We start from the raw sequence: 25,482 nt of genomic DNA on the forward strand, positions 1-25,482 counted from the left end.
GCAGCGCGGAGGTGGATCCATGGACGCGGAAAAGCGAAAACCATCGGTCTTAAGACGGCTCGCCCGATACGCGGCGGTTCGGTCGGCGGCGGCTTTCCGACGCGACACGCCCGGCTGGATGGCGGCAAGCGCCGGCGTCACCGTCGTCTGGACGGCGGCGGTCGCGGTGTGCGCCCTCGGCATCCCGACGGGGATCGGCTACGGATTTGACGCGTCCCTGCTCATCGCGGCGGGCCTGATCGGCCTGTGGGGATGCGGCGCGGCGGCAGCCTATGTCCTGTCGCTGCTGATGCTGCCGATTCCGCGGCTGTTCGCCGGCGTCTTCCTGACGTCGGCGGCCGGGATGACCTATGCCCTGAACGATACGGATATAGGCTGGGCGGGCGCGGTCGTCGCCGCGGTCATCACGGCCGCGGGAGCGGCCGCGGGCGGGCTCGTCATGGCGCTCGTCAGCGCCCGGCGCCATCCGCTCCGTTCCGCGGCAGCGGCCGCCGCCGCCGTCGCGGCCGCCGTCGTGCTCACGGCCGGCATGCCGTTGGCGCCGGCCGGCGAACCGGTTCTGCTGACGGCGGATGACCGGATCGTCGAGATCGACGACGCAGCTTCCGTACGCGATCTTGAAGCCGGACCCGGGCCTTACGGGTTCACGCATTTCACCTATGGCAGCGGCACGGACCGGCACCGTGCCGAATATGGCGATGAAGCCGGCGTCATCACCCGAACGGTCAACGCCGCGTCCATCCACCCGAAATGGTCGCCGATCCGCTCCCGGTTCTGGGGATTCGGCACGGACCGGCTTCCGCTCAACGGCCGGGTGTGGATGCCGGAAGGGGACGGACCGTTTCCGCTGGTGCTGATCGTGCACGGCAACCATCTGATGGAGGATTTCTCGGACGAAGGTTACCGCTATCTTGGCGAACGGCTCGCGAGCCGCGGCTTCATCGCCGTGTCGGTGGATGAAAATTTTCTGAACTATTCCGTCTGGAGCGGTATTCCGAAGCCGGACATGAAGCTCAGAAGCTGGCTGCTCCTTCAGCATCTGCGCGAGATCGCCGAACTGAGCCGGACGCCGGGTAATCCGTTCGAAGGCCGCGTCGATCTCGGAAAGGTCGGCCTGATCGGCCATTCGCGGGGCGGGCAGGCGGCGGCCATGGCGGCCGACCATGCCCGCTGGTTCGCGGACGATCCGTCGCTGGAAGGCATCGGCGAGGAGATCCGGATCGTCTCGGTAGCCGCCATCGCGCCGACGGACATGCTGGTCGACCGGAAACAGGCGCAGCTGCGAAATGTCAACTACTTGACGATCCACGGCTCCCGGGACGCCGATCTGCAAAATTTCTACGGCGATCAGCAATATGTGCGGACGGCGCTGGACGGACGGGAAGATCTGTTCAAGGCGGAAATCTACCTCGAAGGCGCGAATCACGGTCAATTCAACACGACATGGGGGCGATTCGACCTCTCCATGCCCGGCGGCATGCTGCTCAACACCCGCGGCCTGATGGACGGCGAGGCGCAGCGCGAAGCGGCGGCAAGCTACATTGCGGCTTTCATGGAAGCGACGCTTGCCGGCCGAAGCGAGTACCGGCGCGTCTTCTCCGATCCGGACATCCGGCAGTCCTATGCTTCCGGTTCCGTCGTCTTCGGCCGGTACGAAGGCGGCGGCTACCAGGCGGTCAGCCGGTTCGAGCAATCGGGTGTCCGTTCGCTCCAGATCGGTGTCACGGCCGATGCGGAAGGCGTGAAGGAGTGGAAGCATGCGGCGGCGCTGAACCGCGACGGAAGGAGCAGGGGGTACAAAGGTCTCGTGCTGGCGTGGGATGACGAAGCGCGGTACAGGCTCTCTTTTGACAAGCGGTACTGGCTCATGGTCGGGCGGGAGGGTGCGGCCGCGATCGCGTTTTCCCTGGCGGATCTGTCCCATGAATTGCCCGAAAGCGGCGCCTATTCGGTCGAGATCGAGGTCGAGGGGGCAAGCGGCCTGTCCGCGCGGCTGCCGCTGGAGCGGTTCGGCACGCTGAAATCGCCGCCCCGCGTCACCTATACGATCCACCGGTTTTTGGAAAGGCGGTTCAAGAACGGGAAATTCAAAGCGGATGTCGAGCCGGTGTTCGAGACGTTCATCGTGTCGCTGGATGCGTTTGAGGAGGAGCGGCCGGGCCTCGCGAAAGACGGCATCCGTTCGGTCACGCTGCATATATCGGGCGGACCCGGAAAGCTCATGATGGATGATTTCGGTTTCTATCCGGACAGGCGTTGACTGCCTGTCCTTTTTTTGTGCGCAGGTTTCGCGGCAGGAGGGAACGGCCATAATGTTGACATGGAAAGGAGGGGGACGGATGCCGATCCTGCCCGTACATGAGCGCCTGGCCGAGCTGTGGGTGATCCGGAGCCGGCGTCCGCTGACGGAAGCCGAGGAGAAGGATCTGGAGCATTGCCTGGCGTTGAACGCTTCCTACTGCCGGCAGCTTGCCCACCTGAAAAATCTTTCGCTCCTGGCGGCCATGACGAACGATACGGAATGGCAGCACGAGATTTGCCGGCAGATCGAGAAGATGACGCGCTGATCGGCGGATCTCCGCGCGGACGTTTTCAGCCCGGAGGGAAATTTTGCGCGCATATCCGGAAAAGGGCCGGACATACTACATCTGGCCGGCCAAAACCGGCGACAAAAATTGATTCATCAAGGAGGCAGTACATAATGGCTGCGAATCTTGGCGCACACGAAGTGATGGAAATTCACGAAGTGCTGAACGGCACGGTCGATGCGATCAACCAGCTGCAGCTGCTGCGTCCGCGCGTGCGGGATCAGCGCCTGGCCCAAATTCTCGATCATCAACTGCAGTTCACCGTGACCGGCTACAACGCGATGGTGGACCTGCTGCATCGCCAGGGTGCGGGTCATGCGGCGCCTTACCGCGCGGTCAACAACGCGTTCCAGCCGACCTACGGCCTTGACCATCCGGGCACGGTCAGCCCGAACACGTCGCCCGACCAGCTCGACGACCGGGACATCGCCAGCATCGTGCTCGGACTGCACAAAGCGTCCGCGTCGAAGAAGATGCTCGCCGCGCTCGAATGCGCAAATCCGGACATCCGCCGCGCCATGCAGCAGGGTGCGATCAATTGCGCGGAGCAAGCGTATGAAATCTGGCAATACATGAACGAACAGGGTTATTACCAAGTGCCGACGATGAAAGATGTGACGACGCAGACGATGTCGAACATCTATCAGCCCGCCGGCACGCCGCAGAATGTGCCGACGAGCCCGAGCGGCGTGCAATGGCAACAGCAGCAGTCGCAGCCGCAGCAAATCCTGAACACGCTGCAATAAGAACGATTGTGGGAGAACGACCCGCTTGCCGGGTCGTTTTCGCGCATCGGCGGAATGGACACCGACAGAAAGGAGTTTCGGGCAATGGCGGAACGAAATGTGCTGGCCTATTTCAAGAGCGAGTCGGAAGCGGAAGCGGCGCTGGACCGGATGGCCCATCTGCGCATCAGCGACAGATCGATCCGGCGAATCGACCGGTATCCGGGCGGCGGGATGCACGACATCATGAATCCGATCAACGGGGATTTTCCCGGTCTCGGCTTCATGGTGCTCGGCAGCGACTTTACGAACAGCAGCGCGGGCATTCTCGCCGCCGCCGATGTCAGCGCCAGCGGCCTCAGCACGGGCGGACCGGACAACCGGGTAACCGGCCGGGACGTGCTGCTGACAGTCGTCGTTGACGAGCAGGATTATGAAGAGGCGGTTCGTATCGCCAAGGAAGGCGGCGCCATGGTCTAGGACGAAGCGGCGCTTTCGCCGGACCGCGGGATGGGATATGATGGTTCATGAGGTGAATTTTCATGCATGATGCCCGGTACGAATCAGCAGTGCTGGATCTGCTCATGAGCCATCGGTCGATCCGCGCGTTTCGGGACGAGCCCGTGCCGGCCGGGGCGCTGCGCGAAATTCTGCGGGCGGCACAGCAGGCTTCGACTTCGTCCAACATGCAGGCGTACAGCGTCATCCGCGTAACGGATCGGAATCTGAGGTCCGAACTGGCGGCCGTTGCCGGTCAGCAGCAATATGTGGTGACCTGTCCCGAATTTCTCGTCTGGTGCGCCGACATGGAGCGTCTCCGGATCGCGGCGGGACTTGAACCGTCCGACATGTCGTGCAATGCCGAAGCGTTTACGATCGCCGCGATCGATGCGGCGCTTGCCGCGCAGAACGCGGCGGTCGCCGCGGAATCGCTCGGCTTCGGCATCTGCTACATCGGCGCCATCCGGAACGACATTGCGAAGACTGCCGCATTGCTCGGCTTGCCGCCGCGCGTCGCGCCGCTCTTCGGCATGTGCATCGGGCGGCCGGACCAGGCGCCGCTCATGCGTCCGCGGCTGCCGGTTGAGGCGGTTCTGCACGAGAACCGGTACGACGCATCCGCATACGCCGACGCGGTCGCGGACTACGATAACGCGCATGCCGCTTATTTGAAGGAGCGCAGCGGCGGCCGCCAGTCCGCCGGATGGTCGGAGCAGATGCGGGAGAGGCTGACCCGGCCGCCCCGCAGAATCGGCCGATTTCTGAAGGAGCAGGGGTTCGAATTGACGGATTGAATGCGACGAAGGCCGGAAACAACAAAACCTCCCGTCCGCAAGGACGGGAGGTTGAATGTTTCGGGGTGATCTGATAAAATAAAAAAATGGAACTCTTGCTGAAGTTGAGCAAAATAGTTCTCATTATAATTATAACGGGTTAAACCGTTTGTGTCAACACTTTTTTATTTTCTCAAATTCGCAAGCGAGAGGAGTGTCGGATCAGGATGGACCAAGCGGATCCGCAGTGGAAGGAAGAGCAGGCCCGCGCAGACCGCGTCACCGAAAGCATCAAACGGACCATCGGCCGGCTGGAGAACGAGATCGGCGCCGTTCGGTCCGAGGCCCACGAAATCCGCAAACATTTCTGGGACGAGGTCACGGTCAACTTCAGCACGTTCGATGACATCCAGGAAACGTACTTCAGCATGAAGCAGCAGGCGGACCTGCTGGCGGAACGCGAACGGACCGAGCGGCACTCGGCCGAATATGTCGACAAGCTGAAGCGTCTCGCAGACTCGCCCTACTTCGGTCGCATCGATTTCCGCGAGCAGGGCGAGCGCAAGGCCGAATCGATTTATCTGGGGATCGCCTCCTACCGAGAAGAGGGAAGCGACGAGTTTCTCGTCTACGACTGGCGCGCGCCCGTCTCCAGCCTGTATTACGACTATCCGCCCGGGCCGGCCGAATACGAGACGCCTTCCGGCGTCGTCTCCGGCGAACTGGAACTGAAGCGACAATTCATCATCAAGGGCGGCCGGATCCGCTACATGTTCGACACCGGCGTGACGATCGGCGACGAATTGCTGCAGCAGGTGCTCAGCCGCACGTCGGATTCGGCGATGCGGAGCATCGTGGCGACGATCCAGCGCGAACAGAACCGGATCATCCGCAATGACCGGAGCCGCATGCTCATCGTCCAGGGAGCGGCCGGCAGCGGCAAGACGTCCGCCGCCCTGCAGCGGGTCGCGTATCTCCTCTACCGGTATCGCGGCACGCTCAGCTCTGACCAGATGGTGCTGTTCTCCCCGAACCCGATGTTCAACAGCTACGTCTCGTCCGTGCTGCCGGAACTCGGCGAAGCGAACATGATCCAGACGACGTTCCAGGACTATCTGGAGCTGCGCCTCGGCAAGCAGTTTCGGGTCGAGGATGCGTACGACCAGCTCGAATACGTCCTGACGCGCGAGGGCGACGCCGGCTACAAGACGCGGCTGGCCGCCATCCGCTTCAAGTCTTCTTCCGGTTATCTCGCCCTGATTCAGGCGTACCTCCGCAGTCTGGAAACGTCCGGCATGATGTTCCGCCCGGTCAAATTCAGGGGCCGGATGATCGTGTCCGCTTCCGCCATCGCCGAGAAATTTTACGGCCTGGACCGCTCGATCCGGCTGGCCAACCGGATCGAGCTCGTCAAGGAATGGCTGCTCGAGCAGGTGAAGGCGTTCGAACAGGCGCAGAAGTCCGAAGCCTGGGTGGAAGAAGAAATGCAGTACATGAACCGGACGGACTATCAGCGCGCCTATGCGAAACTGCGGGCGAAGCGGAGGCACCTGACGCGCGCCACCTTCGACGATGCCGAAGCAGAGCGGGATCTGCTGGCGGAGGCGATCGTAAACACCGAGCTGAAGCCGGTCCGCGCGCGCATCCGGGTGCTCCGGTTCGTCGACGCGAAGGGGCTCTACCGCCGGCTTCACGCGGATCCGGATCTGGCGGCTTCGCTCGCGCAGGATGCGCCGCTGCCGGAGGAATGGCCGGCGATCGCCGAACTGACGGTGCGCATGATCGACGAGGGCCGGCTGCTGTACGAGGACGCGACGCCTTTTCTTTATTTGAACGAACGGTTGAAAGGGTTCCGTGTGAATACGAATGTCCGCCATGTCTTGATCGACGAAGTGCAGGATTACACGCCGTTCCAGCTCGAGTTTCTGAAATGGCTGTTCCCGCGCGCCCGCATGACGGCGCTCGGCGACATGAACCAGTCGATCCACGCGCAGGATTCGGTGCTGGAGGAAGGGGACCCGCTCACCCGTCTGTACGGTCCCGAGCAGACGGAATGGATCCGGCTCACCCGCAGCTACCGCTCGACGCGGGAAATCGTCGAGTTCACCCGCGCCATGATTGAAGGCGGAAGCGAGATCGAGCCGTTCAACCGGAGCGGCGAGAAGCCGTCCGTCCTGATCGTCCACGACAAGGAGACGCTGCACCGGCGCATCGGGGAATCGCTGGAGCGGTTCATGCGGGAAGGGTACGAATCCGCGGCCGTCATCTGCCGCACCGCCGCCGAGAGCGAAGAAGCGTACGCGGCACTGGCGGACAAACTGCCGGTCCGCCTTGTGACGAAACATACGCCGCAGTTCGAGAAAGGCATCTGCGTCATTCCGGCGTATCTGGCCAAAGGCGTCGAATTCGACGCGGTGCTGATCTACAACGCCTCCGAGGATGTGTATGCGCGGGAGAGCGAGCGGCGGTTGTTCTACACGGCGTGCACGCGGGCGATGCACGCGCTGCATGTCTTCGCCGTCGGCCGGCCGTGCCGGTTCCTTGCGGAAGTGCCGGCGGAGACGTACCGGCTGGAGCAGTTCGTATGACGGAAGCCGCCGTCTGGCTGTCCGCGTACGTCGCGGTAATGAGCATCGCGCTCATGGGGATGATGGGTGCGGACAAACGCCGCGCCCGGCTGGGCCGCCGTCGGATTTCCGAACGGCGGCTGCTTTTGTGGGCGCTGCTCGGCGGCGCCGCGGGAGGATGGATCGGGATGCGCCTGTTCCGCCACAAGACGAAGCACCGGATGTTCGCGGTCGGCCTGCCGGTCATGACCGTGCTGCATGGCGTCTTGCTTGCCGCGGCCTTTCGGATGGCGGGCTGAAGAAGACCGGTCTGCGGCATCAGTCCGTCCGTTTCCGCCACAGGAAGGACAGGACCGCGGCGATGAAGGCGAACGCGGCGCCGCAGTAAAACCCGCTGTCGATGCCGTACCAGTCGTTCAGGAAGCCCGCGAGATAGGGGCCTCCGAACATGCCGGCCGAGTACACGGCCTGATAGAAGCCCATCGCGGTCGCGCGCTTCGGTCCCGGCACGTCCTGGATGGCCGCCCCGAGCAGGAGGGGCAGGTACAGCCCCTGGGCCAGTCCGTTCAGCGCCTGCGTCGCCATCAGCACCGGCAGCGACGGCGTCCATGCGATGGCCGCGGTGCATGCGCCGCTCAGCACGAATCCGAGGATCAGCGTATTCCAGACGCCGATGTTCGGCGCGACCCATTTCCCGCTGTACAGCGACGCGAAGGCGTGCGGGATCATGAACGCGAAGACGATCCAGGTCAGTTCGGCGTTCGAGGCGTTCAGATCGTTCACGGCCTTGAGCGGCGTGAAACCGAACATCGTGATGAACAGCACGCAGTGGCCGAGTATGGAAAGCAGCGACACCTTGATCAGCATCGGTTCGCGCACGACGGCGCCGACATCGGCGAACGTCATCGGCGTGCGGGAGACGCCGCCTTTCGGCTCCCGAATGAAGCAGGCGGCGATAAGTCCGATGGCGGCGATGGCCGCGCCTGCGATGAAGGGCGCGTTCCAGTCGGCAACATCCGCCAGCCATCCGCTGAAGCCCATGCCGATGAGCTGACCGGCCACGATCATGAAGCTGATGTTGCTCATCGCCCGGACGGCTTGGGTCTCCGCGTAGTAGCCGGCGTAGAGCACCGTGAACGCCACCCATGTCGAGGCGCAGATGCCGGACACCGCCCGCCCGGCCAGCGTCCACAGCCACGAATCCGGAAGCAGGAACAGCAGGCAGCTGAGGGCGCCGCTCGCCATCCCGAGCAGGATGAACGGCTTGCGCCGCCGAAGCCGGTCGGACCAGATGCCGAGCGGGAACCGGCACAGGAGCTGAACGAAGCCGTAGCTGCCCAGCACCAGTCCGATTGCCTGCAGGCTCAGGCCCCGATACTCGAGGTACGGGGTCAGAATCGGGACATAGATGTACATGGTCGTCCAGTATAATAAGGTGACGGCGACGAACAGGACATGATCCGCCTGCCGGGCCGCAATCAGCGGTTGTCCCGCTTGAATGGTTTCCGTTTTTGCGATTTGAGGCTGCATATTTCACGTCTCCCGGAGATGTCCTGTGGATGATGCGTTCCCTATCCACTCTACTCCCGTTTGCTTCCATTGTCACTAGAAAAAAATGATCGGACGCGCTATGATGAAACGGTACGCTGAAACGGAAAGGACGAATCGCCATGCCGCATACGTTCGCCCATCCGTTCTTCGCGGCGCCGCTCAAGCGGCTGATGCCGCACACATTGCGCACATCGGGGCTGGTGCTCGGCAGCATGGCGCCGGACTTCGAATATTTCGCCGCGATGGAGCCGTACCGGACGATCGGCCATACGTTTGCGGGATTCTTCTTCATCCATCTGCCGTTGTGCTCGGCCGCCGCGCTCGTCATGGGGCGGCTGCTGCTGCCGACCTTGCCGCTTTTGCTGCCGTCCTGCGGCGGGCTTGACCGGTTCGCCGAACGGCTGTCGATGCGGCCGCTGCGGACGGCAGGCGATTGGCTGGCGTTCATCGCGTCGCTATTCATCGGGTTTCTGACCCATCTGTTCATGGACGGCTGGACGCATGGCCATACGGTCTTCACCAACCGGTTCGCGTGGCTGCATGCGCCGGGCATCGGCCGGTTCGTCGTCTATGAGTCGCTGCAATTCGTCCTCTCCGCCCTTGGTGCCGCCGCGATCGCGCTGTATGTGTTCTTGCGCTGGCGCGCTTTCCGGTCGGCGGAATCCGGCGGAAGCCGATCGCCCGCGCATCCGCCGGCCGACAAGCGCCGTTTCCGTCTGATCGCCGCCGTGGTCATGGCCGTCGTGCTGGCGGCGAAGGTCGTGATCGATCCGCCCGTTAATCTGCCCGGCGCAATCAATGTGGCCCCGTTCACGGCGCTCGTCACGGGCTGGATGATTGCGGCGCTGACGCGCCATCGCCCGGGAGCGGCATGGACGGCGCTGGCGGCGCTGCTGATCGTCATGGCCGGATACAACCTGGCCGAGGCGGTATTGCCGAAGCTGCTCGATATGGCATCCGCCGGGCGGATGCGCGAGCCGGCGCTGACGGCCTGCTGGATTGCTTCATTGTGGTGCGTCAGTCTGATCGCCGCGGGATGCGCGGCCGCCGCACGCTCCTCGCCGCCGGGCAGTGGCGGCGTGAAGCCGGGCGTTCCGCGGGACTGGACCTCGGCCGGTTGACCGGCGCATGCGGGCGGTATAGAGTGGACAAGGCGGGGTGCGTTTTCGCAGATAAGATTGGAACAACGTCAGGAGCGTGTGAAGATTGGAAGATCTGTTCAAAGTCATCATTCTCGGAATCGTCGAAGGCCTGACGGAATTTCTGCCCGTATCGTCGACCGGACACATGATTCTGGCGGGGAATCTGCTCGGGTATGAAGGCGGGTCGGCGGACACGTTCAAGATTGTCGTCCAGCTCGGCGCCGTATTGGCGGTATTCGTGCTCTATTTTCGCCGTTATATGGATATTCTAAAGGATATGGTCCGCCTGAAGCTGAACGTGCCGAACAAACTGAACGTCATCCACATGATTCTGGCCATGCTGCCCGCACTCATCGTGTATCTGCTGTTCAAGGATCTTATCAAGAACGTTCTGTTCGGCCCCGGTCCGGTGCTGATCAGCCTTGTCGCGGGCGGGATCCTGATGATCGCGGCGGAGCTGGCAAAGCGCAGGGTGACGAGCGAAAATACCGACGACATTACATACAAGCAAGCGCTCGGCATCGGCATCTTCCAATGTCTCGCGCTCTGGCCGGGCTTCTCCCGCTCGGGTTCGACCATCTCGGGCGGCATGCTGCTCGGCACGAGCCGGAAGGCGGCGGCGGATTTCACCTTCATCATCTCCGTGCCGGTCATGTTCGGCGCCACCGTGCTCGACCTGTACGACAGCCGCGACCTGCTGACGAAGGACGATCTCGTGCTGTTTCTGATCGGCGGCGCCGCGTCGTTCATCGTCGCGATGCTGGCCGTCGTGACATTCCTGAACCTGATCAAGCGGCTGAGGCTGACCTGGTTCGCGTTGTACCGTTTCGTCGTTGCGGGGCTATTCTATTGGCTGGTGATGTCGTGACTTCCCTGAAACGGCGCGACCGCTGATCCGTATAGGAGAGCAAAACCGTTTGAGGAGATGAAGCCCGTGTATCTTTCGACCACCCCTACGCTTGAAGGCAGACCGATTCTGGATTACATCGGCATCGTCACCGGTGAAGCGATCATGGGCGCGAACATCGTGCGCGACTTCCTCGCATCGATCACCGACGTCGTGGGGGGACGTTCCGGCGCCTACGAGAACAAGCTCAAGGATGCCCGCGACATCGCGATCGGCGAGATGGTCGAGCAGGCGCGGCGGATGGGCGCGAACGCCATCGTCGGCATCGACATCGACTACGAAGTGGTGCGGGAAGGCATGCTGATGGTCGCCGTGAGCGGCACGGCGGTCCGCGTGTAAGACATCATGAGACCACAATTCGGCTTGCAGCTCCGACGTCGTTCGGAGCTGTCTTGCATTAGTGCAACTTTAAATCCCGCCACGGCGTCAAATATAAAACAGATTCAGACTGCGTACGGGGGGTAGACCTCACTTGGCAGACGTTCTCGGCCGATGGATCAAGGTTTGGCTGCCTGCCGCATTGGCCGCGCTGCTGGCATTGCTGCTGCTGTGGCCCGATCAGCCGGCCGCCGCAGCGGAGACGGAGGCCGGCATCGAGATGCGGTGGGAACTCGGTTTTCAGTCCGTCTATAAAGAGGGGAAATATACGCGGCTCAGACTGACGCTCACGAACCGCACGGGCCGCGATTTGCGCGGCGATGTCGTGTTCGCGTATGACGACGGGTTTCCGAAGGAGATCGCCGTTCCCGCCGAATTGCCCGCGGACACGCCGATGATCGTCGAGATGACCGTGCCGGGCATGGTGTACAACAAGGACAACAACCGAATCCGGTTCGATGAAGGCGGAGCGGGGTCCGGACGGCAGGTTCCGGTTGTGTCCGGCCAACCTTACCTGCAGGGTTCGGGCGACAGTTCGACAACTGTCGGCGTCGTGGCGCGCGACCCGGATACGATGAATGTTCTCGCGCTGCTCATGACGCGCGGCTACAACTTCCGGACGATCGTGCTGAAGGAGGACGATCTGCCGGCGGATTCGCTGCAGCTCGGCGCACTGGACATGCTGGTGCTCAACGACGTGCCGACCGGAAACTGGCCGCAGGAACGGATTGATGCGATCCGGGGCTGGGTGATCCGCGGCGGCCGGCTGGTCGTATCCGGCGGCGCCGGCTATGCGAAGACCGCCGCCGCGTTCGCTGATCTTGTGCCCGTCGCGCCCGGCGGAACGGCCGAGCTCGAGTCGGCCCGGATCCTGGAAGCGATCGGTGAAGAGCCGCTGCCGGCCGGAATGCCGATGACGGTATCGACCGGGGATCTGCAAGCCGGCATCGTCACACTGGCGGACGGCGTTCCTATTTCAGCTGTCCGCGCGTACGGGTCGGGCAGCGTCCTGTATGTGGCGTTCGACCCGTCTGTCGAGCCGCTTGCGGGCTGGGGAGGAGGCCCCAAGCTGTGGGAACGGATGCTGACCGGCATCGGGCTGTATCCGGTCATGACAGGTGTGCGTTACGGGTACAGCTACGATTTCTGGCATTATGATTCGATTCTGAGCTACTTTCCTTCCCTGAAGCCGCCGAAAATCGGCCATTTGTCGCTCTTCTTCATCATCTATGTGCTGCTTGCAGCGCCGATCCTGTACCTGCTGTTGAAAAAATTCGACCGCCGCGAATGGATGTGGTGGCTCATTCCCGTACTGTCCGTGATCTGCAGCGTCGTCATCTTCACTGTCGGTTCCGCGGACAAGCGGACCGTTAAAGCGCACAGCGTCCGCGCCGTGCAACTTTCGGGCGACGGCTGGGCGGACCGGTCCGCGGGTGCGGCCGTGTTCGTGCCGTCCGGCGGAAAGGTCGGCGTATCATTCGAGGGAGCCGACTTTGCGGTTCCGCTGCGGGATGAAGATCTCGTGCAGAGCGGCGTCTCCGGACTCTCGGGCGGCAAGCTCACCCGGATGACCGACGGGGGCGCGGCGGCCGAATGGCGGGACGTGCCGTACTGGTCCATCCGCAAGGCATGGGTTCATTTCGGCGCTTCGCCCGGGTACGGCCAATTCGACACGGCGATCGCGTATAACGGCAGCTACCTCGATATTGAAGTGACGAATCAAACCGCGGCCGATCTGAAGCATGTCAGCGTGCTGATGAACGGCGTGGCCTATCGCATCGGCGACCTGGCGCGCGGAGAATCGGGCACGGTCAATATCCCGTACGCCGGCGGCCCGTCGATTGTTGCCGGTATCGGTTACGCATCGTACGGCAGTCTGCTGTTCCCTTATCCAAGCGGGAAAGATTCTTATGCCCGCGAGCGCGGCTTGCTGGACGCTTATTTGAATGAAAGCCGAAACGCCAAGATCAACGGGGCGGTGGACGGTGAAGTTCCGCTGATCGTCGGATTCAGCTCCGACGGCGAAGGCTGGTTCGAAGTGAACGGTTCGGCGGTGCCGTCCGACAACGTGACGCTGTGGGCGCAGCCCCTGGACTTGACGGTTGCCGACGTCGCAGGCGGCGTACCCGGCATCGTGCAGCCCGTGATTACCCGGAACGCCATGCTAGAATTCGGCAATATCCATGACGATCTTCTGGAAATGGCCGACGGGACGCTCAACTTCGAATATCCGCTGCCCTGGCGGGATGAGCCGTACCATTCCTTCATCATCCGTCAGCATGAACCGATAGCGTTCAACAATGCGACGCTGTCCGTGTGGAACGATGCGTCCGGCGAATGGGAGCCGGTCCAGATGGATGCCGATTCGTACACGCTGCCCGGACCGGCGGAATCGTACGTGACGGATCAGCATACGGTGCGGATGCAGCTTGAGGCGAGCGGCAGAATCCGTTATCGTCTGCCTGTTCTGGAACTGGGAGGAGGGACGGCCGAATGACGGAGCGAACCGAACAAGCTGCGCTGCCGGCGGAAAACTCGCGGCAGGCGGATTCCGCCGGCGGTTCCGACCGGCTCATGGTCGAGATCCGGGGACTCACGAAACGGTTCGGCAATTTTCAGGCGCTCAAGTCGATTGACCTGACGATCCGGCGCGGGACCGTGTTCGGATTCATCGGACCGAACGGCGCCGGCAAGTCGACGACGATGGCAATTCTGGCGACGCTGCTTGCGCCGGACGACGGCATCGTCCGGGTGGACGGCATCGACGTGACCGAAGAGCCGAAGGAAGTGCGCCGGCGAATCGGATATATGCCGGACTTCTTCGGCGTCTACGATCAATTCCGGACGACGGAATATCTGCATTTCTACGGCGCGAGCTGCGGCATTCCGCGGGCGGAGCGCGAAGCGCTCATCCCGCAGCTTCTCGAACTCGTCAACCTGTCAGACAAGAAGGATGCCTATGTCGACACGCTGTCCCGCGGCATGAAACAGCGGCTCTGCCTGGCGCGCTGCCTCGTTCATGACCCGGACCTGCTCATCCTTGACGAGCCGGCATCCGGTCTCGATCCCCGCGCAAGGATTGAAATGCGGGAGATTATGAAAGAACTGAAAGCGATGGGCAAGACCATCATCATCTCCTCCCATATCCTGCCCGAACTGGCGGAGATGGTGGATGAGATCGGCGTCATCGAACAGGGGAGAATGATCGCCCAGGGCAGCGTCGCCGAGATTCAACACCGGCTGCAGGCGGGGCGCATCCTCGAACTTCGGCTGGCCGGAGGAGCGGAAGAAGCGGTCGTCCTGCTGGAAGGCGAGCCGCATGTGGGACGTGTCATGCGGGACGGGCAGCTCGTAAGATTCCAATTTGCCGGCGGCGACGAAGAACAGGCGGAACTGCTCGTCCGGCTCGTCGAACGCGGCGTCCGGCCGATCGCTTTCAGCGAGGCGCAGACGAATCTGGAAGACGTCTTCCTCGAAATGACCAAAGGAATCGGGGTGAAGACATGAGCGGACAGTCGGCTGCCAAGCGCCGGTTGCCGGACTTGCGGACGAGGCTCATCAATCCGGTGCTCGGCAAGGAATTCACGCTCCGCATGCGGACGTCTCGTTCCATGTGGGCGCTGCTGTTCTATCTGACGGCCATCGGCATTCTGGCGTTCGGGTTTATGTACATTTTCCGCATGGATCACGGGCTCGGAGCGGCGTCTTTCGATCCCGGCCGGAGCCGGACGATGTTCCTGTTCATCAGCCTCGCGCAGCTCGGATTGATCGCGTTCATGACGCCCGGGCTTACCGCCGGCGTCGTCAGCGGCGAACGGGAGAAACAGACGCTGAATCTGCTGCTTACAACGCAGCAGAGCTCGACGAGCATCATCCTGAGCAAGCTGGTATCATCGCTCGGTTTCATGACCTTGCTCGTCATTTCGACCATGCCGGTATTCAGCATCGTCTTCCTGTACGGCGGCATTTCGCCGGGACAGGTCGGGACGGTGTTCGCCTTCTATCTGTTCACGATGCTGTCGTTCGGATCGTTCGGCGTCCTGTTCTCCACATTGATGAAACGCACCATGCTTTCCGTCATCACATCGTACGGATTGACGCTGTTCATGTATGGCGGCACGGCGTTCCTGTATCTCATATTGAACTTGATGATCGTAAACTCGGTCGCAAGTCAACCGAATCCGCCCGGCTATTATAATTGGACCGGCTTCTTGATGGGGCTGAATCCGGCGGCGGCGCTCATCAGCATCTTCGAGCCCGATCTGTCGCGCAGCATATTTCGTGTCGCCTGGTCCGGCTCATCATCGGCCGCCGAAGCGCCGATCGAGCTGTGGCAGGAATATTTCCTCGTCTACTCGGTACTGACCGTCATCGCGGTCTTGCTCAGCATCCGGCACATCCGGCCCGTGCTGAAACGGAAACGGAAGAAGGCGGCAGGCCAAGGCTGATGGCAATCTGATGACTCATTACATGAAAGGATAATGATATAAATCATTAATTGTGTTAAATAACCGTGGAGGTTCATCCCGGAATCCATTCCTGCCGGACCGGAAGGAGGGGGAGCATGTCCCGAACATTGCATGAGCCGCAGCTTCTGAAATTGCTGACACCGGTGCGCCGGCGCCTCATGGCTGTCCGGCTCGTGCGGCGCACAGCCGCCGGGCTTCTGGCCGGAAGTTGCGCGGGGGTCCTGCTGCTTGCGGCGACTCGCTTCCTGCCGGTCGAGGATGCGCCGATCATCGCCGCAGCGCTAGCCGCCCTGGGAATCGCCGCCGGTGCGGCGGCTTCCTTCCGGCCGCGCATCGATGAACGCGCGGCGGCCCGCGAGATGGATCGCGCCGGCACGAACGATGCCATCGTCACGGCGCTCGACCTGCTGCATCTGGATACGCCGATCACGCGCCTGCAGCGCGCCGACGCCGAAGCGGAGGCAGCCCGTTTCGCGGCCGGGCTGGGCGAGCGGATTCCGTGGCCGCGCGGTCGGGAGCAGCGGCGATACCTGCTTGGTCTTGCCGCCATCTGGTGTGCTGCGGCGATTTTGCTGCTCCTGCCGAACCCGATGGATGAACGGCTGGCCGCCCGCGCGGCGCTGAGCGGCGAGATCGGCCGCATCGAACAGGCGCTTGACGAACTGGAGCAATCCGGCGGACTGACGGAACAAGAGCGCAAGGCGCTGACCGAGCCGCTGAACCAACTGCGGGAGCAGGCGCTCCGGATGGAGCCGGATGCGCTGCGCGCCGAATGGGAGGCGGCCGAGCGGGAAATTGCGCGTCTCGCCGCCGAACTGAAGCAGGAGCAGCAAGCGCTCCGAGCATTGGCGAACGAGATGCAGCGGACGCCCGAACTCGGCGAACTCGGACAGGCGTTGGAACGCGGCGACAGGCGCGGGGTTGCCGAAGCGGCGGAGCGCTTGGGAAGCCTGATTGCGCGGCTCAGCCCCGAACAGCGGGAGGCGCTCGCGGAACGGCTGCGGGAGCTCGCCGGCAAGGCGCCGGAAGCCGGAGAAGATGCGCTGCGTGAAGCGCTTGAAGGAGCTGCGGACGCTTTGGGAAACGGCGAACTCGAAGCTGCATCGGAAGCGATCGGACAGGCGATGGAAGCCGCCTTGTCGGCGGAGGAGCTGCAAGCGCTGGCTGAACAGGCGGCAACCGCGCTGGCGGCGGCCGGATCGCGGCTCGGTCTGGATACCGCGGGAACTGCGGGCAGCGGCTGGAACGGCATCGCGGATGCCGACGCGGCCGGTGACGATGAAGGAACGGCTTCACCGGGCGGCGGGCAGCCGGGTTCGGAGGGAACGCAGACCGGCAGCAGTGATGCGGGGCAGGGTCAAACCGGCGGCGGGTCGGGGCAAAACGGCTCTTCATCCGGCGGCTCTGCGGGCGGCGGCGCTGAAGGCACCGGTTCGGGAAGCCCGGCCGGCGGCGGTTCAAGCGGAAGCGCAACGGGAAGTTCAGGCGGCAGCGGCGCCGGAAGCGGATCGGGCAGCGGCTCCGGCCTCGGCAGGGGCCAGGGCAGCGGTACCGGCGGCGGAGCCGGGCTTGGCAGCGGCGGCCGGACGCTCGTCACGACGCCCCGCATCTACGAGGGAGAAGGCGAAGTGACGACCGACGGCGGTCCCGCGTCCGGCGGCGCCGTAACCGAAGGCGGCAGCTCGCCGGCCGTCGACGGCGGCGTGCGCAGTTATGAAGAAGTGTACGCGTCTTACGAGGCGGACGCCCGGCGCGCATTGTCGGCCGGCACGCTGCCGCCTTCGCTGAAGGAGCGCGTCAAGAACTATTTCGATGAGATACAGCCGGATCGGTGAACGATTCGGAACGGGAGGATGCCATGATCGAATCGAAAGCGGACATCGCGGAAGCCGTCGAGCGGATCCATGCCGTTCGGCGCGAGATCGCGAAGGTGATCGTCGGACAGGAGACGGTCGTCGAACAACTGCTGTGGTGCCTGATTGCCGGAGGCCACGCGCTGCTGGAAGGCGTGCCGGGACTGGGCAAGACGATGCTCATCCGCACGGCGGCGGACGCGCTGGATCTGACGTTCTCGCGCATCCAGTTCACCCCCGACCTGATGCCTTCCGACATTACGGGAACGCGCATCGTCGAATTCGGCGCCGCCGGCGAGCCGGCCGCATTCCGGTTCCAGCCCGGGCCGATCTTCGGGAACCTCATCCTGGCGGACGAGATCAACCGGGCGACGCCGAAAACGCAGAGCGCCCTGCTCGAGGCGATGCAGGAGCGCACGGTGACCGCGGGCGGCGAGACGCATCCGCTGCCGCGGCCGTTCTTCGTGCTGGCGACGCAGAATCCGCTGGAGCAGGAGGGAACCTACCCGCTTCCCGAAGCGCAGCTCGACCGCTTCCTGCTCAAGATTGACGTCGCCTATCCGAGCCGCGCCGAACTGAAGGAGATTGTCGCGCGAACCACTTCCGCACACGAAGCGAAGGCGGAGAAGGCCGCGGGAGCTGAAGATCTGCACCGCATTCAGCAGTACGCGAAGGAAGTGCTCGTCTCCGACGATATGTTGGATCTGGCGGTCCAGATCGTCATGCTGACCCACGCGGGCGAGCCGGACGTTCCGGACGCCGTTCGGCGGTATGTCCGCTACGGCGCCGGTCCGCGCGGCGTGCAGGCGCTCGTCGGCATCGCGAAGGTGCGCGCGCTGCTCGACGGCCGCCTGCACGTCTCGCGCGCCGACCTTGCCGCGGCGGCCGCGCCCGTGCTCCGGCACCGGATCGTGCTCGGCTACGAAGCGCTTGCATCCGGCATCCGGCCGGATGAGCTGGTCGCGGAAGTGCTCGCGGCGGCGGGGGTTTCGCCGTGAGCGCGGCGGACCGAGCCGGTCATTCCGCCCCGGAGGGAAACAAAGGCAAGCTGGTTCGGCCCGGAGAATCGCTGCTGAGGGGCGTCGAACGGCTGGCCGTTGCGGCGTCCGGGCGGACGCGCGGCACGCAGCAGGGTAAACGGCGTTCCGGCGCGCTCGGCAGTTCGCTCGAATTCGCGGACTACCGGGCATATGTGCCGGGCGACGATATCCGGCGGCTGGACTGGAACGTCTACGGCCGCACAGGGCGGGCTTATATCCGGCAATATTGGGACGAACAGGAGACGGATGTCACGTTCTATCTGGATGTATCCCGGTCCATGCGTTTCGAGCCCGGAAAACCGGAGACGAATCCGGACACATGGTCGGACACGAACAAGCTGCTTTATGCCGCCCGGATTGCGGCGTGCGCCGGCTATGCCGCCCTTTGCGGCGACGACCGCGCCGCGGCCGTCCGCTTTGCCGGCAGCGTCGAAGGCCGTCTTCATCCGGTCAGGGGACGCGGCGCGGCGCACCGCTTGTTCGAATTCCTTGAACAGTCGCTTGGCCCTGCCGCCGATCCCGGCGCCGAGGATCTCCGGGTCCCGCTTGCTGTGCCCGGCGCGCTGCCGCCGCGGCCCGGCGTCAGCTGGCTGCTGACGGACGGGCTGTATGCCTCGGGGATTGAGGAGACGCTCAAGGCGTTCGCCGCGGCGCGACAGCATCTTGTCTTCGTGCATGTGCTCGCGCCGGACGAGTGGCGGCCGGCGCTGCGCGGCGAGCTTCGGCTCATTGACGCCGAGACGGAAGCGGCGAAGGATGTGGCCGTTCACGAGAACGCGCTGCGCGCCTATGACGAAGCGCTGAAGGAACACGTCCGGGCCATTCGAAGAAGATGCATGGAGCTCGGCTTCGTCTATTTCGCCGTCGATACGTCCGTGCCGCTCGAGGAGACGGTGCTCGTCCGCATGGCGCGGCACGGATTGCTGCAGCGGCCGCGTTGATCGGATCGGTGCCGAACTTGAACGCGAAGGAGGGAGAACATGCTGTTTCAGTCCGCCGCTTCGGCCGTTTTCGCGCTGGCGCTGCCGGCCATTCTGCTGATGTATCTGCTGAGACGCCGGTACCCGGAGACCGAGATCGCAAGCCATCTGCTGTGGCGGCGGGCGCTGCGCGAGCAGGAAGCGAACCGGCCCTGGCAGCGGCTGCGCCGCACCCTGCTGCTGCTTCTGCAGCTCATCGCGGCGGCGTGCCTCGTCTTCGCGCTGATGCGTCCGCACGTCATGGGGCAGGCCTCGTCCGCTGCGCCGGTCGTCATCGTCGTCGACCGTTCGGCCAGCATGACGGCGGCCGCGTCTCGCGGAAGCGGCGAAGCCGACGCCTTGGGCGAGGCGCTGCAAGCCGTCGCGGCCGCGGCGGAGGAGCTGCAGTCCTCCCGTCCGGTGACCCTGATCGCGGCGGGCGGCGAGCCGGAGTTGATCCTGCAGGACGAGACCGATCGGCGCAAGATCCGCCGCGCGTTGGAAGCGATCGGTCCGCACTACGGGCGCACGGACGAGGAAGCGGCGCTCACGCTGGCCGATGCGCTGGTCCGGAACAAGGAAGGCGCCGAGCTGTGGCTGGCGACGGACGGCCGGATCCGCGCGGGCGGCGCAACGGTCGAGGCGTCCGCCATCCGTCTGTTCGCGGCGGGCAGGGACGGCGCCAATACGTCCATCGCCGCATTCGGCCTGCAAGCCGGAGCGGAATCGCATGCGGCTGCCGTGACGCTCATCCATTACGGCGCGCGCCCGGCGGAAGGCACGCTCGCGCTTGTGCCCGCCGGCGGCAAGGCGCCGGCGGCGGAGCGGACGTTTCGGCTGGAGCCCGGCGAGCAGCGCGTATTCGCCTTCGAAGGTTTGCCGGCGGCGGACTACTACCGCGCCGAACTGCGCACGGCGGATGATTACACGGCGGACAACGCGGCCTTCGCGTTCCCGGCTGCGGCTTCAGCGAGCCGGGTGCTGCTCGTCGGCGAACGCAGCCTGTTCCTCACCGCCGCGCTCGAATTGGCGGGCGTCGACATCGTGCAGGCCGATCCGGACCGCTTCGAACCCGACGATGAATCGGCGGCCGGCATCGACTGGATCGTGCTGTACGGAGCGGACGAACGAAAGCTGGACTCGGCCGCCTGGCGCAGCCTGCTCGCTTCCAGGCCGGTATGGCGCATCTGGACCGCTTCATCGCCGCCCCGGGGCGGAACGGCAACCGAACCGGCGGACAACCGGGTCGACATCCGGCCGCATCCCGTCACGGCCCATATCACGTTGGCCGATACGCACATCGCGTGGATCGTGCAGGCCGATCCCGGCCCCGGCATGGAGCCGGTCGCCGTGTACGGCGGCGTGCCGGTGCTCTATGCCGGGACTGCGGACGGCCGCCCGCAGCTCGTTCTGGCGTTCGATCCCGCCGATTCCGACCTGCCGCTGCGGCCCGATTTCCCGATTCTCGCCGCACAGGCGGCCGAATGGCTCGGCGGCGCCGCGGGCGGACACCTCGGCCGGGCGGAAGCGGGCAGCCGGATCGAGATCGGCATAAGGAGCGGCACGGTGCGGGCGGTCTGGGAGACGCTGGAGACGGCGCCCGTCCGGACGGCATCCGCATCTGACGCAGTTGAAGCGGAACGAAACGCGGACGGCGCGGTGTCCGCCGTACAGACGGTGCCCGGCGTCCCCGGCCTTTACCGTTTTGTCGAATACGATGCGGACGACCGGGTGCTGGGCGCCCGGCTGCTCGCCGTCCACGCGGCGGAAGCGGAAGGGATGTGGACGGACGAGCCGCTCTCCGGAACCGGCCTTCCGGGAACCGGCGGGGAGACGGGCGATGCGGCGTCGGGAACGCCGGACGGCGCGGAAGAAGCGGCATCGGGTCAGTCGGATGCCTGGATCGACCTCGTGCCGTACATCGCCGTTCTGCTGTTGCTGCTTCTGGCGGCGGAATGGGAGGTGTACCGGCGTGGGGCTGCATTTTGACCAGCCGTGGCTGCTGCTGCTCATCATCCCGGCTGCCGCGTGGCTGTTTTGGGCATGGAAGCGTACGCTTCGGCTGTCGGGGCCGCGCAAAGCCGCCGCATTTACGCTGCGCGCCGTCATCCTGCTGCTGCTCATCTCTGTCGCATCGGGCTTTGCACCGACGTTTCGCGATGATTACCGGGCGGTGGTCTTCGTCGCCGACCGCTCGGCAAGCGTCGCGGACGATGCAAGCATCGCCGGCTGGATCGGCGAGGCGCTCGACGGCAAGGAAGACGGCGATCGGGCCGGCATCGTCTCGTTCGGCCGAACCGCGGCAGTGGAGCGGCCGCTGACGACGGAAGGCGGTGCGCCCGCGCTGCGTGCGGGCATCGATCCCGTGTATTCGAACATAACCGACGGCCTGCGGCTCGCGGCGAGCCTGCTCCCGGAAGGCGGAAGGATCGTCCTGCTCTCGGACGGCCGAGGCAACGTGGGCGATGCCATTCGCCAGAGCCGGCTGCTCAGGTCGCAGGGCATCGCTGTCGATGTCGTGCCGCTCGCCTCCCGAGCCGCGGACGACGCGGCGATCGAGTCGCTCCAGACGCCGGCTTCGGTCAGGCTCGGCGAGCGGTTCACGATCGAGCTGGAAGTCGCCAGCACCGCGGAGCGCGAGGCCGAGCTGAGGCTGTTCGAGAACGAGCGCGAGATCGCCCGCGAGACGGTGCGGCTGTCGTCCGGCGTCAACCGCTATCTGTTTCAGAACATCGCCGGGTCCGCCGGGTTCAATCGCTATCGAGCCGAAATCTACATGCCGGGGGACCATCGGGCGCAGAACGACACGGCTTACGGATTCAGCCGGGTCGAAGGGCCGCCGCGCGTGCTCGTCGTCGAAGGCGAGCCGGGTTCGTCGGCCAACATCGCTTCGGCGCTCGAGGCGTCGCTCATCCCGTACGATCTGGCGTCGCCTGAACAGTTGTCCGTGGAACTTGCCGATTACGCGCGATATGATGCGATCGTGCTGAACAATGTGCCGGCGACGCGGCTGTCCGAGACGGTGATGGAGCGGCTGGCATCCGCCGTCGGTGATCTCGGCATCGGGCTCGTTGCCGCCGGAGGCGCGGACAGCTACGGCCTCGGCGGCTATTACGAGACGCCGCTCGAACGCGCGCTGCCGGTCTACATGGATTTGAAAGGGCGGCGGCAGATGCCGTCCCTCGGCCTCATCCTGGTCATCGACCGGTCGGGCAGCATGGACGGCGGCAAGCTGGAGCTGGCGAAGGAAGCGGCGCTGCGCGCGATCGGGCTGCTGCGCGACCCGGACACGGTCGGCGTCGTCGCGTTCGACGATTCCCCGTGGTGGGTCGTCGAACCGACGAAGCTGACGGATCGCGATGCGGTCACGGCAGCGGTACAGGGGATACAGCCCGCGGGAGGCACCGACATCCATCCGGCCGTTGCCGCCGCGCTGGACCGGATGCTGGAGATTGAAGCCCAGCGCCGGCACATCATTCTGCTCACGGACGGCATGTCGGCGGGAAACAACAATTATGACGCATTGACGGCCGCGATGAATGAAGCGGGCATTACGATGTCGACGGTCGCCGTCGGCATGGACGCGGATACGGCGTTGCTGAAGCGGCTGGCCGACGCGGCGAAGGGACGGTATTATTACACCGCCGATCAAAGCACGATCCCGGCGATTTTCAGCCGGGAGACGGCGATGATGGCGCGGACTTACATCGTGGAGAACCGGTTCGTCCCCGCGATCGGGCAGGCCGGCGGCTGGCTGCCGCTGTTCTCGGCGGGCGTCCCCGCCGTTGACGCGTATGTGGCGACGACGCCCAAAGAGACGGCCGAGACGGTGCTCCTGTCCCCGGAAGGCGATCCGCTGCTGGCGCGCTGGTCGTTCGGAGCCGGCCGTTCGGTCGCCTGGACGAGCGACCTGATGGGCCAATGGTCAACGGAATGGACGTCCTGGCCGCAATTTCCCGACGTGCTGTCCGCATGGGTGAAATGGACGTTCCCGCAATTTTCGACCGACCCCTGGCTTGTGAAGGCAAGGCTGGAAGGCGGAGACGCGGAATTGACCATCACCGCCCAGGGCGCAGCCGGCACAAGCAATTTGACGGTGTCGCTGACGGGCGAAGACGGCAGCGAAGAGACGCTTCGGCCCGTCCCGGTTGCGCCCGGGGAATATGCCGTGCGGCTCCACAATGCCCGGCCGGGCGCGTATTTCATGCAGATCAGCGAAAGCGGGGATGCGGACGGCGCGCCTTCCGGCGGCTCGCTGGCGGGTTTCGTCATCCCGTATTCGCCCGAATTCCGGCTTGCCGGCGATGAAGAAGGGCGGGCGCTGCTCGAGGAGATCGCACAGGTGACGGGCGGGCGGATGCTGTCGCCGGAACAGCCCGGCGAGGTGTTCCGCATCGAACGGATTGCGGCGCGCGGGAAAGTCGACCTGACGCGGGGACTCCTCATCGCGGCGCTGCTGCTGTGGCTCGCCGACATCGCCGTGCGGCGGCTGTCGCTGCCGTGGAACAGGATCGCCGCCGCCCTGGCCGGCAGATTTGCCGTCCGGCAGGGGCCGGGCGCGGATGCGGCGGGTGCCACCGCATGGTCGCGGCTCAAGGAACGGACCCGGAGCGCCGGCGAATTCTATGCGGGCGGCGGGATCAGGCCGAGGGGCCTTGAGCCGCGGAAGGCCGAAGACAAGCTTCCGGATGTCCGCATCGGCGGGACAGACGGCACGGATGCTGCCCGTGCCGGTCCAAGCGCAACCGGATCGGCCCCTTCCAACGGTTCGCATTCCGTTCTCCCGGACGCCGGCAGCCCGGATTCCGGGGGCGCAGCCGGGTCTCCGATGGAGCGTCTGCTCGCAGCAAAGCGGCGCGGAAGCAGATAATGCCCGGCTGCGCGGCCGGACGTCCGTTCCCGGCGCTGGACATCGGCTTCCCGGAGGCGTACAATGCTTGGAGCGGTATGATTCGATGCGGAGGAGGCGGACGGCGATGGATTGGGTGAGCCGCATAGCGGAAGAGCGCATCCGGGAAGCGATCGAGCGGGGGGAGCTCCGCAATCTGCCGGGCGAAGGCAAGCCGCTTGAGATCGAGGATCTGTCGCATGTGCCGGAGGATCTCCGCACGGCTTATATCATGATGCGCAACGCCGGTATCGTGCCGGAGGAAGTGCAGCTCGCGAAAGAGACCGTCACGCTTGCGGATCTGCTCCGCATGTGTCGTACGGACGAAGAGCGCGCCGACATTCGCAAGAAGCTGAACGAGCGGCGGCTCAGGCTCCGCCTGCTCATGGAGCAGCGCGGCTGGTACGGAGCCGCGGCATGGGACACGTACGGCGAACGGATCGAGAAGCGGCTCGGAGGTGACGAAGCATGAGCATTGAAGTATGGACGGCCGAAGAATTGGCCGAACGGCTCGCCAAGGGAGAGCCGGTCAACCTGATCGACGTCCGGGAGCGGGAGGAATGGCAGGCCGGCCATATCGCCGAAGCGCGGCTGATCCCGCTGTCCGAATTTCTGGACCGGATGGATGAACTCGAGCCGGAACGCGAAGGCCCGCTCGTCTTCATCTGCAAGGGCGGCGTGCGGAGCGCGCGCGTGTGCGAATATCTCGCGCAGTTCGGCTACGATGTCGTCAACGTGGAAGACGGCATGGCCGCCTGGCCGGGCGAAGTGGTCACCGGCGACTGATGCACCGCTATGGACAACCTTTCCGGTTCATGCTATAGTCGGAAACGGACAATTGCATATTGCGGATACGGGTGCCAGGCCGCCGCGCCCTGAGCGGAGGCCGGCTTAATAGGGAAGACCGGTGAGAATCCGGCACGGACCCGCCACTGTGAGAAGCGCGCAAGCCCAAATCGCCTTGCGCAAGCGAACGCCATCCATGTCACTGGGAAACCGGGAAGACGGCATTCGTGCACTTCGAGTCAGGAGACCTGCCCGCTATCCTTGCCAGACGCTGCCTACGTGGTCTTAGGAGGTGTTGGATGATGGATCGAAGCCGCCTTTTGTCGGGTTTGCCGCCCGATCAGCCGGACGGCTT

General features: G+C 64.6%; 21 protein-coding genes and 1 riboswitch. Of the genes, 20 read left to right on the plus strand and 1 reads right to left on the minus strand.

The features are described 5' to 3' along the window. Positions 1 to 19: 19 nt before the first annotated feature. The 7 genes from THECO_RS07575 to THECO_RS07605 all read left to right on the plus strand — a co-directional run bounded on the left by THECO_RS07575 (position 20) and on the right by THECO_RS07605 (position 7,453). On the plus strand, positions 20 to 2,260 hold the full coding sequence (locus THECO_RS07575; RefSeq protein ID WP_015254444.1) for an alpha/beta hydrolase family protein: 2,241 nt from the start codon (positions 20 to 22) through the stop codon (positions 2,258 to 2,260). 52 nt (positions 2,261 to 2,312) lie between these two features. After that, positions 2,313 to 2,567 carry a DUF7667 family protein gene (locus THECO_RS07580; RefSeq protein WP_408646073.1) on the plus strand — a complete coding sequence of 85 codons (255 nt, stop codon included), beginning with the start codon at positions 2,313 to 2,315 and terminating at the stop codon, positions 2,565 to 2,567. Positions 2,568 to 2,701: 134 nt separating this feature from the next. Continuing rightward, the gene (locus tag THECO_RS07585) at positions 2,702 to 3,334 is read left to right on the plus strand and encodes a spore coat protein (RefSeq protein ID WP_015254446.1); all 633 of its coding nucleotides are present in this window, start codon (positions 2,702 to 2,704) and stop codon (positions 3,332 to 3,334) included. A gap of 84 nt (positions 3,335 to 3,418) precedes the next feature. Further along, positions 3,419 to 3,793 carry a hypothetical protein gene (locus THECO_RS07590; RefSeq protein ID WP_015254447.1) on the plus strand — a complete coding sequence of 125 codons (375 nt, stop codon included), beginning with the start codon at positions 3,419 to 3,421 and terminating at the stop codon, positions 3,791 to 3,793. Between the two features lie 62 nt (positions 3,794 to 3,855). Next, complete coding sequence (gene nfsA / locus THECO_RS07595; protein ID WP_015254448.1) at positions 3,856 to 4,608, plus strand: oxygen-insensitive NADPH nitroreductase; 753 nt, start codon at positions 3,856 to 3,858, stop codon at positions 4,606 to 4,608. A 206-nt stretch (positions 4,609 to 4,814) separates the two neighbouring features. Continuing rightward, entirely contained in the window at positions 4,815 to 7,175 is a 2,361-nt protein-coding gene (gene helD / locus THECO_RS07600; protein ID WP_015254449.1) for an RNA polymerase recycling motor HelD, read from the plus strand. Continuing rightward, entirely contained in the window at positions 7,172 to 7,453 is a 282-nt protein-coding gene (locus THECO_RS07605) for a DUF1294 domain-containing protein (RefSeq protein WP_015254450.1), read from the plus strand. The genes helD and THECO_RS07605 overlap by 4 nt, the downstream gene beginning before the upstream one ends. Positions 7,454 to 7,472: 19 nt before the next feature. Here THECO_RS07605 and THECO_RS07610 read toward each other — a convergent pair whose 3' ends face one another. After that, a complete protein-coding gene (locus THECO_RS07610) occupies positions 7,473 to 8,684 on the minus strand; it encodes an MFS transporter (RefSeq protein WP_015254451.1) in 1,212 nt (403 codons plus the stop codon). A 140-nt stretch (positions 8,685 to 8,824) separates the two neighbouring features. On the opposite strand from THECO_RS07610, the gene THECO_RS20520 reads away from it, so the two are divergent. The 13 genes from THECO_RS20520 (at position 8,825) to THECO_RS07675 (ending at position 25,127) form a co-directional block, all read left to right on the plus strand. Continuing rightward, positions 8,825 to 9,826, plus strand: coding sequence for a DUF4184 family protein (locus THECO_RS20520; protein WP_015254452.1), 1,002 nt, complete (start codon positions 8,825 to 8,827; stop codon positions 9,824 to 9,826). An 85-nt stretch (positions 9,827 to 9,911) separates the two neighbouring features. After that, entirely contained in the window at positions 9,912 to 10,715 is an 804-nt protein-coding gene (locus THECO_RS07620) for an undecaprenyl-diphosphate phosphatase (RefSeq protein ID WP_015254453.1), read from the plus strand. A 66-nt stretch (positions 10,716 to 10,781) separates the two neighbouring features. Beyond that, a complete protein-coding gene (locus THECO_RS07625) occupies positions 10,782 to 11,093 on the plus strand; it encodes a YbjQ family protein (protein ID WP_015254454.1) in 312 nt (103 codons plus the stop codon). Positions 11,094 to 11,226: 133 nt separating this feature from the next. Next, a complete protein-coding gene (locus THECO_RS07630; protein ID WP_015254455.1) occupies positions 11,227 to 13,629 on the plus strand; it encodes a DUF7408 domain-containing protein in 2,403 nt (800 codons plus the stop codon). Between the two features lie 77 nt (positions 13,630 to 13,706). Beyond that, entirely contained in the window at positions 13,707 to 14,639 is a 933-nt protein-coding gene (locus THECO_RS07635) for an ABC transporter ATP-binding protein (protein WP_041854287.1), read from the plus strand. Then, a complete protein-coding gene (locus THECO_RS07640) occupies positions 14,636 to 15,580 on the plus strand; it encodes an ABC transporter permease (RefSeq protein WP_015254457.1) in 945 nt (314 codons plus the stop codon). Before THECO_RS07635 ends, THECO_RS07640 begins: the two co-directional genes overlap by 4 nt. A gap of 116 nt (positions 15,581 to 15,696) precedes the next feature. Further along, the gene (locus THECO_RS07645) at positions 15,697 to 17,436 is read left to right on the plus strand and encodes a hypothetical protein (protein WP_015254458.1); all 1,740 of its coding nucleotides are present in this window, start codon (positions 15,697 to 15,699) and stop codon (positions 17,434 to 17,436) included. Between the two features lie 23 nt (positions 17,437 to 17,459). Further along, positions 17,460 to 18,452, plus strand: a complete 993-nt coding sequence (locus THECO_RS07650; protein WP_015254459.1) for an AAA family ATPase — start codon at positions 17,460 to 17,462, stop codon at positions 18,450 to 18,452. Beyond that, complete coding sequence (locus tag THECO_RS07655) at positions 18,449 to 19,435, plus strand: DUF58 domain-containing protein (protein ID WP_015254460.1); 987 nt, start codon at positions 18,449 to 18,451, stop codon at positions 19,433 to 19,435. Before THECO_RS07650 ends, THECO_RS07655 begins: the two co-directional genes overlap by 4 nt. Positions 19,436 to 19,474: 39 nt before the next feature. Then, a complete protein-coding gene (locus THECO_RS07660) occupies positions 19,475 to 21,442 on the plus strand; it encodes a vWA domain-containing protein (protein WP_015254461.1) in 1,968 nt (655 codons plus the stop codon). Further along, entirely contained in the window at positions 21,426 to 24,323 is a 2,898-nt protein-coding gene (locus THECO_RS07665) for a VWA domain-containing protein (protein WP_015254462.1), read from the plus strand. Before THECO_RS07660 ends, THECO_RS07665 begins: the two co-directional genes overlap by 17 nt. A 106-nt stretch (positions 24,324 to 24,429) precedes the next feature. After that, entirely contained in the window at positions 24,430 to 24,813 is a 384-nt protein-coding gene (locus THECO_RS07670) for a DnaJ family domain-containing protein (RefSeq protein ID WP_015254463.1), read from the plus strand. Continuing rightward, entirely contained in the window at positions 24,810 to 25,127 is a 318-nt protein-coding gene (locus THECO_RS07675) for a rhodanese-like domain-containing protein (protein ID WP_015254464.1), read from the plus strand. The genes THECO_RS07670 and THECO_RS07675 overlap by 4 nt, the downstream gene beginning before the upstream one ends. Before the next feature lie 52 nt (positions 25,128 to 25,179). Beyond that, positions 25,180 to 25,397, plus strand: a riboswitch (cobalamin riboswitch). The last annotated feature ends 85 nt before the right edge of the window (positions 25,398 to 25,482 follow it).

Origin of the sequence: Thermobacillus composti KWC4 (assembly GCF_000227705.2) — a bacterium.
Classification (GTDB): Bacteria; Bacillota; Bacilli; order Paenibacillales; family Paenibacillaceae; genus Thermobacillus; species Thermobacillus xylanilyticus.

Bases quoted from the DNA above. Each gene is read 5' to 3' on its own strand.
- THECO_RS07575 (WP_015254444.1), top strand. From the start codon at position 20: ATGGACGCGGAAAAGCGAAAACCATCGGTCTTAAGACGGCTCGCCCGA.
- THECO_RS07580 (WP_408646073.1), top strand. From the start codon at position 2,313: ATGTTGACATGGAAAGGAGGGGGACGGATGCCGATCCTGCCCGTACAT.
- THECO_RS07585 (WP_015254446.1), top strand. From the start codon at position 2,702: ATGGCTGCGAATCTTGGCGCACACGAAGTGATGGAAATTCACGAAGTG.
- THECO_RS07590 (WP_015254447.1), top strand. From the start codon at position 3,419: ATGGCGGAACGAAATGTGCTGGCCTATTTCAAGAGCGAGTCGGAAGCG.
- nfsA (WP_015254448.1), top strand. From the start codon at position 3,856: ATGCATGATGCCCGGTACGAATCAGCAGTGCTGGATCTGCTCATGAGC.
- helD (WP_015254449.1), top strand. From the start codon at position 4,815: ATGGACCAAGCGGATCCGCAGTGGAAGGAAGAGCAGGCCCGCGCAGAC.
- THECO_RS07605 (WP_015254450.1), top strand. From the start codon at position 7,172: ATGACGGAAGCCGCCGTCTGGCTGTCCGCGTACGTCGCGGTAATGAGC.
- THECO_RS07610 (WP_015254451.1), bottom strand. From the start codon at position 8,684: ATGCAGCCTCAAATCGCAAAAACGGAAACCATTCAAGCGGGACAACCG.
- THECO_RS20520 (WP_015254452.1), top strand. From the start codon at position 8,825: ATGCCGCATACGTTCGCCCATCCGTTCTTCGCGGCGCCGCTCAAGCGG.
- THECO_RS07635 (WP_041854287.1), top strand. From the start codon at position 13,707: ATGGTCGAGATCCGGGGACTCACGAAACGGTTCGGCAATTTTCAGGCG.
- THECO_RS07640 (WP_015254457.1), top strand. From the start codon at position 14,636: ATGAGCGGACAGTCGGCTGCCAAGCGCCGGTTGCCGGACTTGCGGACG.
- THECO_RS07645 (WP_015254458.1), top strand. From the start codon at position 15,697: ATGTCCCGAACATTGCATGAGCCGCAGCTTCTGAAATTGCTGACACCG.
- THECO_RS07650 (WP_015254459.1), top strand. From the start codon at position 17,460: ATGATCGAATCGAAAGCGGACATCGCGGAAGCCGTCGAGCGGATCCAT.
- THECO_RS07660 (WP_015254461.1), top strand. From the start codon at position 19,475: ATGCTGTTTCAGTCCGCCGCTTCGGCCGTTTTCGCGCTGGCGCTGCCG.
- THECO_RS07670 (WP_015254463.1), top strand. From the start codon at position 24,430: ATGGATTGGGTGAGCCGCATAGCGGAAGAGCGCATCCGGGAAGCGATC.
- THECO_RS07675 (WP_015254464.1), top strand. From the start codon at position 24,810: ATGAGCATTGAAGTATGGACGGCCGAAGAATTGGCCGAACGGCTCGCC.